At 32.8% G+C, this 17,405-nt stretch carries 13 protein-coding genes, 1 tRNA gene and 1 pseudogene; 5 read left to right on the forward strand and 10 right to left on the reverse strand.

All coding sequences use genetic code 11. From position 1 onward, the window contains the following. Positions 1–290 precede the first annotated feature (290 nt). The gene (locus tag NAAC61_RS06985) at positions 291–1,463 is read right to left on the reverse strand and encodes a type III PLP-dependent enzyme (RefSeq protein ID WP_202695576.1); all 1,173 of its coding nucleotides are present in this window, start codon (positions 1,461–1,463) and stop codon (positions 291–293) included. A 297-nt stretch (positions 1,464–1,760) separates the two neighbouring features. Here NAAC61_RS06985 and NAAC61_RS06990 point away from each other — a divergent pair. The 3 genes from NAAC61_RS06990 to NAAC61_RS07000 all read left to right on the forward strand — a co-directional run bounded on the left by NAAC61_RS06990 (position 1,761) and on the right by NAAC61_RS07000 (position 3,571). Further along, positions 1,761–1,847, forward strand: a tRNA-Leu gene (locus tag NAAC61_RS06990). A 121-nt stretch (positions 1,848–1,968) separates the two neighbouring features. Then, positions 1,969–2,919: a GAF domain-containing protein gene (locus NAAC61_RS06995; protein WP_202695577.1), complete on the forward strand. Its 951-nt coding sequence runs from the start codon at positions 1,969–1,971 to the stop codon at positions 2,917–2,919. A 16-nt stretch (positions 2,920–2,935) separates the two neighbouring features. Next, on the forward strand, positions 2,936–3,571 hold the full coding sequence (locus NAAC61_RS07000) for an NUDIX domain-containing protein (RefSeq protein WP_202695578.1): 636 nt from the start codon (positions 2,936–2,938) through the stop codon (positions 3,569–3,571). Here NAAC61_RS07000 and NAAC61_RS07005 read toward each other — a convergent pair. The 5 genes from NAAC61_RS07005 to NAAC61_RS07025 all read right to left on the reverse strand — a co-directional run bounded on the left by NAAC61_RS07005 (position 3,548) and on the right by NAAC61_RS07025 (position 10,414). Continuing rightward, entirely contained in the window at positions 3,548–4,795 is a 1,248-nt protein-coding gene (locus NAAC61_RS07005) for a glycerate kinase type-2 family protein (RefSeq protein ID WP_202695579.1), read from the reverse strand. The two genes, NAAC61_RS07000 and NAAC61_RS07005, sit on opposite strands and share 24 nt — an antisense overlap. Before the next feature lie 12 nt (positions 4,796–4,807). Continuing rightward, positions 4,808–6,151, reverse strand: coding sequence for a GntP family permease (locus NAAC61_RS07010; RefSeq protein WP_202695580.1), 1,344 nt, complete (start codon positions 6,149–6,151; stop codon positions 4,808–4,810). Positions 6,152–6,174: 23 nt separating this feature from the next. Further along, positions 6,175–7,287, reverse strand: coding sequence for a sensor domain-containing diguanylate cyclase (locus NAAC61_RS07015; RefSeq protein WP_202695581.1), 1,113 nt, complete (start codon positions 7,285–7,287; stop codon positions 6,175–6,177). A 90-nt stretch (positions 7,288–7,377) separates the two neighbouring features. Next, on the reverse strand, positions 7,378–8,346 hold the full coding sequence (locus tag NAAC61_RS07020; RefSeq protein WP_202695582.1) for an ExsB family protein: 969 nt from the start codon (positions 8,344–8,346) through the stop codon (positions 7,378–7,380). A gap of 13 nt (positions 8,347–8,359) precedes the next feature. Continuing rightward, entirely contained in the window at positions 8,360–10,414 is a 2,055-nt protein-coding gene (locus NAAC61_RS07025; protein ID WP_202695583.1) for an EAL domain-containing protein, read from the reverse strand. Between the two features lie 196 nt (positions 10,415–10,610). Here NAAC61_RS07025 and NAAC61_RS07030 point away from each other — a divergent pair, with 196 nt between their 5' ends. Next, on the forward strand, positions 10,611–11,489 hold the full coding sequence (locus NAAC61_RS07030) for an acetamidase/formamidase family protein (RefSeq protein WP_443146887.1): 879 nt from the start codon (positions 10,611–10,613) through the stop codon (positions 11,487–11,489). 30 nt (positions 11,490–11,519) lie between these two features. Next, positions 11,520–12,398, forward strand: a complete 879-nt coding sequence (locus NAAC61_RS07035; protein ID WP_202695584.1) for an AEC family transporter — start codon at positions 11,520–11,522, stop codon at positions 12,396–12,398. Positions 12,399–12,430: 32 nt separating this feature from the next. Here NAAC61_RS07035 and NAAC61_RS07040 read toward each other — a convergent pair whose 3' ends face one another. The 4 genes and pseudogenes from NAAC61_RS07040 to NAAC61_RS07055 all read right to left on the reverse strand — a co-directional run bounded on the left by NAAC61_RS07040 (position 12,431) and on the right by NAAC61_RS07055 (position 17,405). Then, positions 12,431–14,110, reverse strand: coding sequence for a putative ABC transporter permease subunit (locus NAAC61_RS07040; RefSeq protein ID WP_202695585.1), 1,680 nt, complete (start codon positions 14,108–14,110; stop codon positions 12,431–12,433). Further along, positions 14,073–14,825, reverse strand: a complete 753-nt coding sequence (locus NAAC61_RS07045; protein ID WP_202695586.1) for an ABC transporter ATP-binding protein — start codon at positions 14,823–14,825, stop codon at positions 14,073–14,075. Before NAAC61_RS07045 ends, NAAC61_RS07040 begins: the two co-directional genes overlap by 38 nt. Then, positions 14,818–16,057, reverse strand: a pseudogene (locus NAAC61_RS07050) (peptidase U32 family protein). Before NAAC61_RS07050 ends, NAAC61_RS07045 begins: the two are co-directional and overlap by 8 nt. 478 nt (positions 16,058–16,535) lie before the next feature. Beyond that, the gene (locus NAAC61_RS07055; protein WP_202695587.1) at positions 16,536–17,405 is read right to left on the reverse strand and encodes a hypothetical protein; all 870 of its coding nucleotides are present in this window, start codon (positions 17,403–17,405) and stop codon (positions 16,536–16,538) included.

Consider the following 17,405-nt stretch of genomic DNA (forward strand, 5'->3'; position numbering starts at 1 on the left):
AAAGAGCTTCATTCATCAAGGGCTTTACCCCTCAAACTTACTTAAAACAAAAATTTATTTTTTTAAAAGAACTTGGTTTGCTTAAAAACGCAAACTTTAATAACTCTTTCATCCATCAGCGTTGTATATATTACCACATCTCTCTCCACTTTGTCAATTTCTTTTTTATGAACTTATTTGAAAATTATTGTGAATTGATAATTTTGTCAAAAGTCTCTTTTAGAAAACATTGACCTTGTATTTAAAAAAATGAGGCCTTCAAAACCAGGCCTCATTGAAATTTTACGCAATTAGCTCTGTACCTCTTCCATTAATAGTATATTGTTTCTTAACAAAGCTTCTAAATCTTCGACTGTGTATACTTTAAGAGGTTCAATTCCATTAAAAGATGTCGCATATTCATTGGTGTAAGCACCAGTATTTATAAAATATACTATATCGTTATAATCAATATTAATTGGCAATTCAATTTCATCATAGATAGTATCTACACTGTCGCAGGTAGGACCAGCTAAGGTCATAGTTGTTGTTTCGGAATACTCTTTGCCTTCCACCAGCACTTCGTACCTGAAATTTTCAATGGTTTCCATTAAACCGTGAAAAACACCGGTATCTAAAAACACCCAGTTTTGTGTACCCTTTCTACTCCTTAAAAGAACTCTTGAGGCAATTATCCCTGCATTACCAACCATAGACCTTCCCGGCTCAGATAAAACTCTTAACCCTTTCACCCATCCAAGATACTCTTTGATCGATTCATTTATTATTTCTCCAATTTCTTCTACGTCCGGCACTGGTTTTGTATGTTCTACTGGAATACCACCGCCTAAATTCAGCATTTTTAAATCAATCTTTTGCTTGTGAAGTTTTTCAAAAACCTCACTGGCATTCAAAATTGCTTCCTTCCACTTGTATTTGTTATATGATTGCGAGCCTACGTGGAAAGACACCCCATATGGTATTAAACCTTTTCTTTTTGCATATTTTAGGATTTCTATTAGATGATCTACGTCCGTGCCAAATTTACCCGAAAGTGGCCAATCTGAATCGTTGGAACTCATTGACAATCTTCCATATACTTTTGCACCCGGGGCGTTTCTTGCAATCTTTTCAACTTCCATCTCCGAATCTACCGCAAAATATTCTACATTATTATCCCATGCAAATTTTATATCTTTTTCTTTCTTTATAGTATTTCCAAAACTCATTTTATCTGTAGAAATTCCCAACTTCATTAATTTTTCTATTTCCCCTCTTGATGCAACATCAAAAGAAGCTCCTAAATCTCTTAATGTTTCAAGTATACTAGGATGAGAATTGGCTTTTACCGCATAAAAAATTTCGACATCGTTGATTGAATTTTTGAGCTTGTAATAATTTTCCTTTACATAATTAGTATCTAACACTAAAAAAGGTGTTTCAAGAGTTTTTGCCGCTTCTCTTATGAGTTGCGTTAATTCCAATTTATCCAACCTCCCTAAGTTTTTTTGGATTACTATCTTTAGAAACTCTAAAATTCCATATATAGCGCCATTTTACCCCGCTCCCTACCCACAGTTGTCATGAAAGTATCGGGTTTTCAGAGAATCCCAATTTCAAAAATCATAAATTTCTAATTCAATATTTAATACACAAAAAGTAACGCACAAACATTTATTTAGTTAATATATAATTATGCTAAGTTACATTATTAAATATCCGGAATGGTATTCACAAAATCCCTTTGTAGTGGTATAATTTAAACGAATGGCAGTTAATAAGCCGAGGTGGCGGAATTGGTAGACGCGTAAGATTCAGGATCTTATGGGCTTTTGTCCGTGCGGGTTCAAGTCCCGCCCTCGGCACCATCCACCTTTCTTTAAGAGGCGGAAGCTCGTTTCTTCAGAAAAGGTGGTTTTTTATTTTATAAGTCAATTTTGATATAATTTAAATAGTTATCAGTTGATCAAAAGGAGGTCCATTGTATTAATGAGAAGCGTTTTTAGAGATTTTACTGATTATTTTTTTGAAGTATTGACTTATCCAAAAGAAAAATGGAATTTATTTTGGCAGGATTACAAAAGATCTTTAGATTTTATAAATCTTTATCAAGAAAAAAAAGATATCAAAGATGATGAGATTGTTGAAAAGTTTAAAAAAATTGGAAGAAGGGAACTTGACAGGGCTTTTTGGTACAAGCAAGAAATCATAAAAGATTTAAAAGCTGATATCATCAAGGACCTGACAAAATCCTCTGAAAAGTTTCAAGTTGACAGGGGAGATTATGCGGTTTATTTAACTGTGTTCACAGGTAATAGCCCTTACGAATTTTTAGAATCATTCATAGGAACCATAATTGGTATAGATATACTTTATTTTTATTTCAACAGAGATAAGATCGACCCAAAAACCCTAATAGAAGAAGCAATAATGAAATTCATTAATTCTACACCACCCAATAAGAAAAAAGCTGATTTTTGGATTTTATACGATAAAATTAAAACGCTTATCAGTGACAAAAATTATAACGATCAGCAGAGTATTTTAAAATTAATTTCTCAATTGTTAGCTGAAAGGATACCTTATTATAATTGGGTGGGTTTTTACCTAGTCGATGAGACAGAAGATAATTCTCTTGTATTAGGACCTTTTGTTGGAGAGCCAACAGAACATACAAAAATTAAGTTTGGACAAGGTATCTGTGGGCAAGCAGCAAGTACAAAAACGACCTTCGTTGTTGATGATGTTAGCAAAGAGGATAACTATCTTTCATGCAGCCCAAAAACACAATCAGAAATCGTTGTTCCCATATTTGATAAAAATGGCAATATTGTTGGTGAAATAGATATTGATAGTCATGAAAAAGCCCCTTTTGATCAAGACGATCGATCATTTTTGGAGCTATTGCCAAATTACTTTCTGAAAGATTTTGGTAAATAATAAATAAGGTGATTCTGTGAATATAGATAAAATTAAACAAATTTTTAAAGATTATTCTCCAAAACCTATAGGAATAGAAAAGTGTTTTTCTGTGTTGATTTCGTTGATACAAAAAGACAATTCTTTACACCTTTTATACGAATTGAGATCCAAAACTTTAGAGAGACAACCTGGTGAAATTTCTTTCCCAGGAGGAGAAATTGAGTCCAATGAAACTCCAAAAAATGCAGCTATTAGAGAAAGTTGTGAAGAATTAAATTTAAAACCAAATAACATAGAAATATTGGGAGCAGCTGATTATCTCCTTACTCCCTTTAATTATTTAATATATTCGTATGTTGGCTTTTTGAATATAAACGTTAACACAATAAAACCTAATGAAGAAGTGGAGGAAGTATTCACTGTACCTTTAGAATATTTCTTATCTCATGAACCTTTAGTACATAACACTTATCTTACAAATGAAATAGATGAAGGATTCCCTTACGATCTTATCCCTAATGGAAAAGATTACAACTGGAGAGTTGGTAAATACCCTGTTTATTTTTATGTCTACGAAGATAGAATTGTTTGGGGCATCACCGCCAGATTGACCTACGAGTTTATTAAGAAATTGAAACGTGATGATTCAATTACAGAGAATAAAAGTTAAATCATTTACATTTGTGCCGGTAGGTCCTGTTATAACTAGACCGTCAATACTTTGGAGAGCATGATATGAGTCGTTGTTATTTAATACCTTTTCAACATCTATTCCTTTCTCTTGTAATCTGTTGATCGTTTCTCCGTCAACTATTCCGCCGGCGGCATCCGTTGGACCATCAGTTCCATCTGTTCCTACAGAAGCGATCAAAACTTCTTGATATCCTTTAATGCCTCGTGCTGCTGATAAAACCAGTTCTTGATTCCTTCCTCCCTTACCATTTCCTCTAACATGAACAACTGTTTCTCCTCCTAAAATTATTGCACAAGGTGTGTTTAATGGTCTTTCTCTTTCTTTTTCCTCTCTAACTATGGCAGCTAAAAATGAGCCTGCTTCTTTTGCTTCACAATCAAGGGTAGTCGTTAAAATCATAGTATTATATCCCAAATGTTGAGCAATCCTGACAGCACTTTCACATACCTTAGTGACGCTACCTATAATCCTTGTTTCAACGTTATTTAGATGTTTTGGAGTCTCGTTTTTTAGAGCCCGTAAGATCTTTTCTGAAAGTTGTAAGTCATATTTTTTTATTATTTTTTCCACATCTTTGGTATTGGTAGAATCAGGGTATGCAGGACCAGATGCTATACTATCCAACCTATCCCCTAACACATCAGATAGAACGAGAGAATATATTTTGGCAGGTTCAACTAACTTTGCAAAATTCCCTCCTTTAACTCGAGAGAGATGTTTTCTCACTGTATTTATTTCCACTATATTTGCTCCGGACTTTAACAACATATCTGTTACTTTTTTTATGTCTTCTAAAGTAACATTCTCAACAGGAAGTTCAAAAAGGGCTGATCCTCCTCCTGAAACAAGAAATAAGACAACATCATCTTCACGCAAATTTTGTACCATTGCTATAGCTTTCTTTGTAGATTTTATGGTATTTTCATCTGGAATAGGGTGCCCCGCTTCATATATTTGCAGGCTTTCTATTGTGCCTTGAGAATGACCGTATTTTGTTATAACTATTCCATCTTTTACCCTTTCTTTTAAGAAATTTTTTGCTGCTTTAGCCATCCTCCAAGCAGCTTTACCTATAGCAACTATGTGAATATTATCTTGTAAATTCATTTTCTCTAGTTCTTGTTGAACAGCTTTTTCTGGTAAAACAGAATCTATTGAACTTTTTATTATTCTAAAGGCATCTTCACGTAAATTTTTCAAACAATCAACTCCCTACAAAATTATTAAACTGATAATCCATATAACAATTCCTGCTGTGACTCCTTCTACCAAAGTTCCCAACGTTTGAAGCTTATAAGCTTGATTAACACTCATTCTCGAAAATTGTGAAACAACCCAGAAATAACTATCGTTAGCATGAGATACCACCATAGATCCAGCTCCAATGGCAACCACAGACAATGCTATTGCAGCAGGTGTAGTCAAACCTAGAGAACTCATCAATGGAGCCATTAACGATGCAGTAGTTATTATGGCAACAGTTGAAGATCCTTGGGCCGATTTAATCGCTGCAGCTACGATAAAAGGCAGCCAGATACCTAAATTAGCTGTTGCTAAACCTTCGCCTAATACATTTGCAATTCCTGAATTTTGAAGGACTCTTCCAAATGCGCCACCGGCCCCTGTTATCAAAATAATAGATGCGGCATTCAACAATCCTTCACCTACCCAACCACTTGAAGAAAGCATCTTTTTATCTAATTTTTTGGGTAAAGTGAAAGCTATTAAAACTCCTATTAAAAGAGCGATTACTGGATTACCAATGAACCCAAAAAAGCTTCTAATAGCTCCGTCCCCAAAAGGCGTGGTTGGGAAATCAGAAATTGATTTTAAAAGAATCAATATGATAGGAACAACTATGGGCATGAAAGAATTAAAAGTCGAAGGGGCTTTCTTGGTTCTTTCCTCTATCTCTGTATCGCTTAATTCTGGTTCTGGTTCAATATATATTCTTTTGCCCATTATATTGGCGTATAGTACACCTATGAGCATAGCGGGAACAGAAACTATCAACCCAATCAAAATAACCATCCCCAAATCTGCACCTAAGATACCAGCAGCAGCTATGGGTCCTGGGGTAGGAGGAACCATTGTATGTGTTGCATATAATCCAAGACTAAGGGCAAGACCGGTTGCTGCAAGGGAGAACTTTGCCCTCTTCGTAACAGCCCTGTTCAATGGGGAAAGAATTACAAATCCAGAGTCACAAAAAACAGGGATGGAAACTATATAACCTATTATAGCCATAGCCAACGGAACTCTTTTTTCCCCAGTTAATTTTAAAGTAGCTTCCGCCATCTTAAAAGCACCACCAGACTTTTCAAGGAAAGTACCAATTATCGTACCAGCGGCAATTACAATGCCTATACTTCCAAGCGTTCCTCCAAAACCACCGGTAATTGAATCAACTATTTCCGTCAAACCCATTCCAGAAAAAATACCGAACAAAATCGCAGTGAAAAGTAAAACTAAGAAAGGGTGTAGCGTTAACCTTGCAGTTGCAAAAATTATAAAAATAACAGATAAAACCAATAAAAAGATCAACCATATACCCATTAGTAATACCCCCTTAATATTAATTAATGTATTTCTTTTTGCAAATACATCCTTTTGTCCGCTATTTCAATGGCTTTCTCAATATCAGGAGCTTCTTGAGGAACAAGACAGTAGCCTATACTTATAGAAGATATTATCAATGTATCTTTAATTGTTATTGGGGTTTTAACAGTTGATTTGATCCGTTGTATTATTATGTCAATACTATTGTTCTCTCTTATTTCATTTATTATTATAACAAATTCGTCTCCCCCGTACCTATAGATTAAATCATCAGATTTAATAGAATTTTGAATTCTCTTTGTAAGAATTTTTAAAGCTTGATCTCCAATGGTGTGCCCAAAATTATCGTTAATCTTTTTAAAATTGTCAAAGTCCAGAAAAATAACCGCCTTATTTGAACTATCGGATTTATGTTGAGAGATATATTTTTCAAGGGCTTTCCTATTGTATACCTGGGTTAAAATATCTAACTCTGAACTTAGAAACTGTTCGTGCAAAGAAAAAACCGTCTTTAAAATCCTATCTATGTCTTCTAAAAAGTAATTTATTAATTCTGTTTCAAATTTAGATACCCGTGCTTGCTTAAACCAATCAACATTCAAAACACCTATAATCTCATTTTTAACCGTAATCGGTATGCCCAACCAGGATTTAGACAAGCTATGTTTTTGGTTCCATAGGCCATTCTTTTTAGTGTCCTTTATGAAAAGTATTTTTTTTGTATTTAATACTTTTTTAATATGTTCCCCACTAATTTGTATTTCTGAGGCTACTTCCTCTAAAGGAAGAAAGTCTAAATTCTTTGACCAAAATAAAAATCTCCATTCATCATTAGGGGAAGTCAAGAAAAAACTCCAAGAATCGGCTTTTAAAAAGAGTGGTAACTTTTCAATAATAGATTTAAACGCATAATCCTTTTCGACCTCATTTTCTAAACAAGTAATAGCCGTTTCAAATAGAGAACTTTTAAATCGATTTCTTATAACCTTTTTCGGACTTGGAGGAGCGAAAGCAGGTGGTTTATCTTTTTCATTAACAATTCTTCGAACATAGATGGAGGTTTTTATACCCGTGTAAAAAACATAGATCAATATGAAAAAAAGTACAATTGAAATAATAATTATGTATACCATACTATCTCCCTCGAATGTTAGTTATAGTATAACTCTATTTACCCTAACATTATATCACGATTCTAACCCTATGGATAGAATTGCGATTTTTTAGAGCTTATTATAATCCACTACAGCGAAAGTCCAGAGTTTGTAGTTTGAGCTTTTTATCCATTCAGCAGTTATGGGCATAGCAAATTCAGGAGCCAATCTCCCATTCAATATCCAATATCTTGATTCTTCATTGTTATATATACCTGGATTTACCAAAATCTTGAGTTTTAAAGCAGTATCTACTATATCCACAAAATCTATTGTTTCTTCATTCTGAAGGAGACTTTTTATCTCTTCTAAAATTTCTTTAGAGGGCAAAGGCTTAACGTTAATCAAAGCTATATTTTTTGAAAGAGGGCCGATGATTTTAACGTTTGCGATCTCTCTTTGAACATTGTAAAAATCAAGTACATCGTGAATCACTTCGTTGGCAATGATATCAGCTCTTGAATGATAATCTCTATTTACAGACATTTTTAATAAATGCTTGTACTTACATCCCTCTCTTATTTTATTCTCCCCGATTTTTGGTATCATTATATTATAGTACTCTAAAATCTCATGTATCTCTTCTTTGTTCAAATTTAAAAGCGGAGAGTATATCCCGTCAAAAAACTTAATCCCAGTATTGCCCCACGAATCAGATAAGTTCGCACCTGAAGCAACTATACCCCTATAAGAAAACTGCTTTACCTTTCGGATCTTTACAATCCTTGTACATTGATTACAATTTGGGCCATGGTACATTATTTCTTCCTGTTCTTCTTCTCCACGTGAAAAAAACAATTTTAAACCTAACTGTTTGGATAAGGTTAAAACAGCTTCTAATCCTTTTGAGTAAGAATAACCACCGAAGCAAACGTTCACCAAAGTAATCTTGCTTTTGGGCAAAATATCTTTTGCAAGTAGAGCTACAACAGTACTGTCCATGCCTCCTGAAAAAGCTATATAAAGATGCTTATTACCTATTATTTCTTTCATTTCCTTTTTTATGGAATCTATTTTTTCTTCAATCGTTGTTGTCATTTCTCTCTCCCTTTTATATATTAATTCTTTCTTTTTTCAGAAAAAATTTGAACTGATCAAAGGGTAAGGGCTTACTAAAATAATAACCTTGTACCTCGTAGCACCCTTCCTCTTGAAGAAATAATAACTGTTCTTTATTCTCTACACCTTCTGCAATAACTTCAAGTCCTAGGCTTTTAGACATTGAAATGATACTTGATACTAATCTTTGAGACGTTTCATCATGTAAAATATTATCGATAAAACTTTTATCTATTTTTATCTTATCTACATCCAATTTATTTAAATAAGAAAGGGAGGAAAATCCTGTTCCAAAATCATCAAGGGCTATCTTTAATCCTGTTTCTTTCAAAGCCTCTATTTTTTTCTGAGCTGAATAAAAATCTTCTATGAATAGATCTTCTGTAAGCTCAATTCCTAAGTAAGAAGGATTTAAATTATACTTATGTAACATAATTTTGATGCTATGTATAAAATTCTCTCTTTCAAAAAATGATTTTGAGACATTGAAAAAAATCCTTATGTTTTTATTTAATGATTCGTTTATAACCCATGCGTTCTTTATTGTTTCTTCTAAAACAAATTGATCGATCCTATCCATGAACGCATTCTTTTTAGCAATACCTAAAAATACGTTTGGAGGCAAAACAGACCCATCGGCTTGTTTTAGTCTAATTAAAGCTTCGGCACCTATTATATTCATCTCTTTTGTATCTATTTGAGGCTGAAAGTACATCAATAATCTATTATTTTCTAATGCCAAATTTATCTCATCTTCCACTTTCTTTTCAAACCCAAAAATTTTCGATAATTCGGGTGAATAAAAATTGATAGATTGTCTCATTGAATTTTTTAAAGCCATTTCTGCCTGATTTATTAAATCTTCAGGATTTGCTGAATCAATTGGATAGCTACTTATACCTATCTTTATTTTCAAAAAAATTCTTTCACCCAATATTTGAAGTGGTATTGATAACTTATTTAAAAGGTTGGTCGCGAGACTTTCTAACTCGTCTATACTTTCAAAACAACCAAACAAAGCAAATTCATCTTTAGAGTTTGCTGAGGCAAAGTATTGTTTGCCAACAACTTCGGTAACTTCCTTTGCTACTTCTTTGATAACTCGATTCATCGTTTCTAAACCATAAAAATCAATTAATTCGTGCAATTCATCAATTTCCACTATCAAAAGAGCAAGTTTATTTTCTTTTGTGTTTTTTTGTAGAATCTCTTCAATCCTTTCCAATAAACCTTTCATGTTTGGCAAACCTGTCAAAGAATCATGTTTCAGCACTCTCGTTATTTCTTCTTCTTTTTTAACACTATTAGTAATATCCGTATTTATAGCCATATACCCTATTACTTTGTTGTTGTATCCTTTAATTTCAAAGAAATTTGAATACAAAAATATCATTTCACCATTCTTTTTTCTATCTATTATTCTTCCGCTCCAAAATCCTTTTGATTTAAGATCGTGCCACATCTGCTCATAAAAATTTTTATCATGCATATTTGAAGCCCAAAAGTGAGGATTTTGCCCCATAACCTCATCAAGAGTATAGCCGGTCATTTCTAAAAAAGCTTTGTTTACCCTTACTACTTTGTTGTTTTTATCAGTTATAATTATAGCCTGAGGGGAATTGTCAAACATCTCTTTTGGAAAAAATGTGTCTGGGCTCATCAATCCAAAATTTTGATTAGGATTGCGAACTAAAATGTATAAAACATCTTTTTCATCTCTTCTTTTTTTCTTTCCTGTTAAATCAAACTTATTAAAACCCTCTTTATTACTTTTCGAAGAGATTTTCAACGACCACTCAGCCTCGTATTCAATGTTGTAAAATTTATCGATTAGCTTTTGTGCATCTTCTTCTTTTATCAAAGCTAATAATTCGTCTAGATTATTTGGAAGTTCGTTTTTTCCAAGACCAGTTATTTGTTTTAAATTTTCTGAATAGATGATCTTACCACTTGACAGATCTAGTCGCATTATTGCTCCTGTATACATCTCCGAAGCGGATTCATACATATCCAATAGCTCTTCTATTGCCTTTTCGTCATTTTCCACCGTAACCTCTCCTATTAAAAAAAATTTGCTTTGAATTTTTTTTAAATCAAGCTTTATAATTATAGATAATTAAAACTTGTATGATAAAATATACATTGATTATATTATAGTCTTTTTAATTATAAATAAAGATAAAACAAAATTTTCAAAAAGTATTCCTTTTATTTACAGAAAAATCCTAAAGAGGTGATTAATGTTGATAAAAATTAAAAAAGAAAACTCTATATTTAATTTTTCTAAAACAAATACTCCCATTGCTAGGGTTAAACCCAAAGAAAAAATTTGCATAGAGACAAAAGATGCTTTAAGTGATGAAATAAGATCCGAGAACCAGCCTTTCGATTCAATAAACTGGGAAAAAGTTAATCCAGCTACAGGTCCTCTTTTCATTGAAGGAGCAAAGGAGGGAGACATTTTAGAAGTTAATATAGAAAGTATAAAAATAACTAGGGATTATGGCGTAATGTTAACAGGCAAAGATATGGGAGTGTTGGGAGATTCTTTTGAACGAAGTTTTATCAAAATAGTGCCAATAAAGGAAAACAAAGCTTTTCTATACGACTATGAAATCCCTTTGAAACCTATGATAGGGGTTATTGGTACCGCTCCTAAAGATGGAAGTATCCCTTGTGGTACACCTGGAGAGCATGGTGGAAACATGGATTGTAATATCATTGGAGAAGGAACTACCGTGTACCTACCTGTACATGTTGAAGGAGCTTTATTTGCTTTAGGCGATCTACACGCAGCTATGGGTGATGGGGAAGTTTGCGTGACAGGTGTCGAAATTCCCGCTGAAGTATCCGTTTCATTTAATATAATAAAAGATAAAAATTGGAAATTGCCTATGGTTAAAACTGAAAAAAATATTTATACATTATCTTCAAAACCATCTTTAGATGAAGCTTCAATTACAGCAACAAAAAACATGGTACATTTTTTGAACCAAGAATATAAGTTGAGTGAAGAAAAAGCTATGTTCTTACTAAGCGCTACTGGAAACCTTCAAATTTGCCAAGTGGTTGATCCTTTAAAAACCGTGAGAATGGAACTACCGTTAGAATTCCTAAAATAGACATTTTAGCAATAAAAGGAGAGTAAGTCATTGACAGCACTAATAAACTTCGTAATAATAGCAACCATAGGAAATATATCTAAAAGATTTTTACCTAAAAACACAGGTGATATCCTCACAACTTTGATAATCAATTTTACACTTCCCATGACTGTATTCATAGGTATAACTTCCTCTCAAATAGATTTATCCAAATTATTTTTTGTTCTGATAGGCTTTTTAGGTGGTTTGCTGATCTTTTGGGGTGGAAAGTTTTTATTAAGAACTTTAAAAATCGAAGATGTAAAAATAAGTACCGTGATACTATTAGCTTTTTGTGGATTGAATATTGGCCTTTTCATGTACCCTTTGGCAGAAATGTTATGGGGCATTGAATCCATAACTTACTTTGCACTTTACGACTTAGGGAACAGTTTTATCGTATTCGGAGTTGGTAAGTCTGTTGCTGAAGGAAAAGGAGGAAAGTTCCATATTGTAGACCTGTTTGAATTTCCTCCTTTTATAGCTTTAATTTTAGCATTTCTCCTAAACGGCGTTAATTTACCTGAATTCATACTTTCCCCCATGATGGTTATAAAAGACGCCAATAATTTCTTGATAATGTTTTTAGTAGGATTTTATTTCAATATAGTATCTCTCAAAGCCCACAGAAGGATCTTAACGATTTCTGTAACCACAAAGTATTTATTAGGGTTGATAGTTTCTCTATCCACTTTACTAATCCCTGTAAGCACAGACTTGCAAAGAATTTCTCTTTTTCTTTCTCCATTGTTACCAAGTGCAATGATGGCGATCGTTTATTCGGTAAAAAATAACTATGACTCAGAACTCGCCAGCAGTTTCGTGAGCGTTACAACTCTTATTTCTTTCATAATTGTATTTGTTGTAACAGCGATAATGGGTTTTTGATAAGCTCTTGTGTTTTTTAAAAACAATTACTATTATAATTCTCTACTTAGAAGTTGAACGGTTTTTCTTTTTAAATATCGCCATAGGAAGAAACTAAAAATCAAGAATATTAAGTTTAGAATGATTAAAATAATATACTGATCGAATAATGGAACCAGCTTATATATCAAGAACCCCATGATTGCAACAACTCCAAAAACCAACAATACAGCAAGCAAACCATTTATATTTTGTTTCATCGCTTTCTGTGGATTATCCCAGTTTAAGTATGGTTTTGAAGCATCAATAATCATTTGAATTATATTTAGAAACAAATTAAAAATAATCGCTAAGATCACGGCTCCGCAAAATTCATAAAGATTTAGTTTAAAAAGAAATGTACCAATAATTAAACCTGAAATAAGACCTAAAGAGCTTATTTGCATAATATGTTTAATTTTGGCCCTCAAAATTTGATCCACCTTCACAGGGATTATTTTCAGTTCTTTTATCAAATTTCCTTCCCTTGAAAAACATGAATAAGAAAGACCGTTTATAGACGAAGCTAAGGTTGCAATAAAACCAACAATGAATAATTTGTACTGTAATATCGTACTGATTATTTCATTACTTAACCCTAATTCTACATTATTGATTATAATACCAAAGACTATCAATATTATTGGAAAAGCTAAAACATTACTAAATCCATTGACTGAAAATGAAGGTGTTTTCAAAAAATACTGCCACTCCCTTTTTAATAAAGATTTTTCTAAAGTTGATTCTTTGGTGAAGAAGTAATAATTTTCTTGAGTTTTAGATTTTCTAATTAAAGGTTTTGATTCTATCAGGGAAGAATAATTAGAATAGTATAACTTTTCACCAATATACAACGTTAAAATTAATAGGGATAAATGGAAACCAAGGAACAATAAAAGCCATACTAAATTTAAAAAAATGCCACTAGTTAAAGATTTTACAGCCAAAAAAGCAGGGGGATAAATTCTTGCTAACTTTGTAATGGTGCTATCGGAATTGATAGAAATATTAGGTATTTCGTTACTATTTTGCATATTTATTGAGAAATTTGACCCTGATAAAAACAAATATAAACCAAAGATAACCATAAGAAAAATTGTTGATAAATACAAGAGGAGCTCACGCCTATTAGATTTTTTAAATAGTTTTGAAGTCAACAACGTATACAATAAAACCAAAGTCATTGGAAATACTTGCGAAAAAAGAAAAACAATTACGAATATTAAATAATATAAAAAACCTTGTTTAGTATAAACCCCAAAATAAATCAAAGAAGGCAGCAATAATATCAATGAAATAAACATTTGATCTGATAAAATCACAGATAATTTCCCTAAAATAACTTCATAAGGTTTCAAAGGTAAGGTTAATAAAAGCTTCATATCTTTATTGATAAATAATTCTCCAATCAGCAGAAAAGCACCTAAGAAGAAGCCAAAAAAACCCGCTAAGACAAAAAAGTTTGCCAAAAATAAAGGCTGGATATTCAAGATTGTGTAAGTTTCCAAAGTAGTTTTAAGCATGTTAAAGTATAGAAATGAATATGCAACAACCGTTGGTACAAGTGCACAAAGAATAACTATAAAAGTAATTAAATCGCTTTTATTCCTTTTTATGGAGTATTTAGTTTTGGAAATTCCATAGTGCTGATCAAATTTAATCAAGATAAGAGAAATCAATCTTTTCACTTTCACTATTTGTCACCTCTAAGAATATTTGTTCCAAACTTTTATCCCCTTTGAGCTTTCTTAGATCGTTTATAGAACCTTCAAAGATGATCCTTCCTTTATCAATGATGGCTATTTCATCACAAACTTTTTCTGCAATTTCCATAATATGTGTGGAAAAAAATACTATATTCCCTGATTCCACATGTTTTTTCATAAGATTTTTCAGAATAAAAGCTGATTCAGGATCAAGTCCAACAATCGGCTCGTCGAGAATCCAGAACTTTGGGTTGTGGATCAACGCAGCAATCAGAGCTAATTTCTGTTTCATCCCATGGGAGTAAGTAGAAATAGGGTTGCTAATAGCGTTTTCGAGCTTAAAGGTTTTTATCAACCACTCCCCTCTTTTTTTGCGTTCTTCAAGTGGTACCTCAAACACGTCGCTTATAAAATTTAGGTAAGATATTCCGGTTATCTTTTCAAATAGAAATGGTTCATCGGGGACAAAACCTATCAACTTTTTTATCTTTATTGGTTCTTTTTGAAAATCCATACCATCATAAATAATTCTTCCAGAAGTTGGTTTGTACAAACCAGTAATCATGTTTATAGTGGTTGTTTTTCCTGCACCGTTAGGCCCTAAAAACCCGAAAATTTTCCCATCTTCTATTTCCAAGTTTACATGATCCACTGCCACTACGTTTTCAGCAAAACGTTTTGTAAGATCAATCAATTCAATCAATTTGATTACTGCCTCCTTTGTTAGAAACTCGGATCAAGTCCCCGAGGTCTAGGGAACTATCCCACTTCAAAATTATTTTTTGGTTGGGATTTGCACTATCGATTAAACTACCATCTTCAAGATTTACTATTTGATCTAATAATACTTTGGTATTTTCACCTTTTTGGGTTATAATCTCTAATTCTTCACCCTTTTCTATCTTATTCCTGACATCAACAACATATTGATCTTCAGATATCTTTTCTATAATTTTTCCCACAAATTTGTAGTTTCTAATGTAGGACGAAGTCTTATAATTTTGGGAGTTTTCATCTGGCTTATTAAAATAAAATCCAGATGTGTATTCTCTGTGACTGACACTTTCAAGTTCCTTTTTTAAGCTATCGAGAAGTTCCATTGTGTATTCTTTATTGTAATAACTATCTATTGCTTGTCTGTATACTTTAGTCGTCACTCCTGCATAATAACTACTTTTCATCCTACCTTCTATCTTTAAACTATCAACCCCGGTTTCGATTATTTTGTCAAGAAAATCTATAGTACAAAGGTCTTTAGAATTCATAATGTACGTTCCTCTTTCATCTTCAACCACTGGAAAATACTCCTCAGGTCTTTTTTCTTCCATTAGATAGTATTTCCATCTACAGGGCTGTGTGCATTGCCCTCTGTTGGCATCTCGTCCCGTTAAGTAATTACTTAATAGACATCTGCCTGAAACAGATACACACATTGCTCCATGGATGAATACTTCAATTTCTATATCTGGGACTTTTTCTCTGATTTCTGATATTTCACTTAATGAAAGTTCTCTTGCCAATATAACCCTCTTCGCTCCTAGATCCCTCCACATGGCTACACTAGCCCAATTGGTGTTACTCGCCTGGGTGCTAATGATCAAAGGTAAGTTTGAGTTTCTTTTCACAAGATTAAATACACCCAAATCCGCAACTATTACCCCATCAACGTTTAAACTTTCCAAATAATTTACATAATCAGGTAAGAGTTCCAATTCAGAATTGTGAGGTATTGCATTGAGAGTTACAAAAAGCTTTTTTTTGTAACTTTCTGGCCAATTTTACCGCCTTTTCTAACTCTTCATCTTCAAAATTTTTGGAAAACGCCCTTAGATTTAGGATTTTCCCACCAATATATGCAGCATCGGCACCATAGTGATACACAGTTTCCAATTTTTCGTAGTTCCCTGCAGGGGATAACAATTCAACTTTTTTCATGGCAATAAAAAGTTCACCTCGAATCCATAAGATATCAAAAATGTCTCAAATTCTTCCCCACCATTCTTCAAAGATTTCCACTTCATCTCAAAATCTCCCATCTTTGTATTGAATAAGAAACGAAAAATATTGCTGTTGATCATACCTTTTGAGTTTGTTCCATGATCCCAGATATAACTGAAATAACCCTTTTCAAAGGCTAAGGTTAAATCGACACTGTTTATCTTGGAATCTTCCCCATACTTGAAACCAAAAGGATAGTCAAAAAAAATTCTGGCACCAGGTGCGGAAGATAAAGCGATGGTTCTGTAGTATAAATTATCGTACGGATAATCACTCGAAAAAAAGTTATCTTCTATTTCATATCTCTCAGCACCAATTTTAAATTTGGCACCTTCAAAATCAAAGGTCTTTGAAAGTCCTAAACCATAACCACTGCTATTTGTGTCATAATTAAACGCATATTCAGCATCTATATTTATATCCCCAAAAGGATAATCTTCATATACCCACCATATACACCCACATCTGATTTAACAAACATATTTACAGGATTAGGTAGATCCCCCGCCACCTGATTCAAAGAGCTTACTCCCAAATAAAGTTTTTCGTTTGGATTATAATTTAAACCATTATAAAAAACATTTCTTAAGGCGATAAACTCGTCAGCCATCGCAGCGTACTCTTCTTTTGAAAGCAAAGGCACCATGGATAAAACAGAAAAATCGTAATCTAATTTATCATTAAAAGAATAAGAAATAGCCAACGTATCATAATAAGGAGAGTTATTTGATAAAACGAGGTTGTATTTCATAGTGCCGTATGAAAGAGGGACTCTTCCCAGCAAAAAACTAAGATCTTCTTTATTGTAAGATAAATAAGAATAAGTGGGAAAATCCAAAGAGATATAAACCAAAGATGGAAGGTTGAAAAGATTATAATTTTCGTAAGTAAAGTAAGAGGTATCACCTAACCTGAAATCAGCGATGAACTGTGCATAAAAATAATCGCTATAATAGTTTTTGATTCCGAACGTGAATAAATTTCCGTTTTCTAAAACAAAATCCCTAAACAGGACTTCATTTATTTCTGTACTTCTATACCAGCCTGTAGATAGATTAAAATTATCAATAATTCTGTCTTCGGATTTTAAATCCATCGAAAAGTGGATATAATTTTCAAAACTTTCTGGAGAGCTTTTTAAATCTCCATAAATAGGATATTTTAAATAGACTTCCCCTAGTTTTTTAAAATAGTATTCGGGATCATTTTCTGTTAACAGATTGGCAGATGAGAAACTAAATATTGCCAACAAAATGGTTATTAAAAAAAGATAAAGTTTTTTCAT

It is taken from the genome of Petrotoga sp. 8T1HF07.NaAc.6.1, assembly GCF_016772115.1.
In the GTDB taxonomy this organism is placed as follows: domain Bacteria; phylum Thermotogota; class Thermotogae; order Petrotogales; family Petrotogaceae; genus Petrotoga; species Petrotoga mobilis.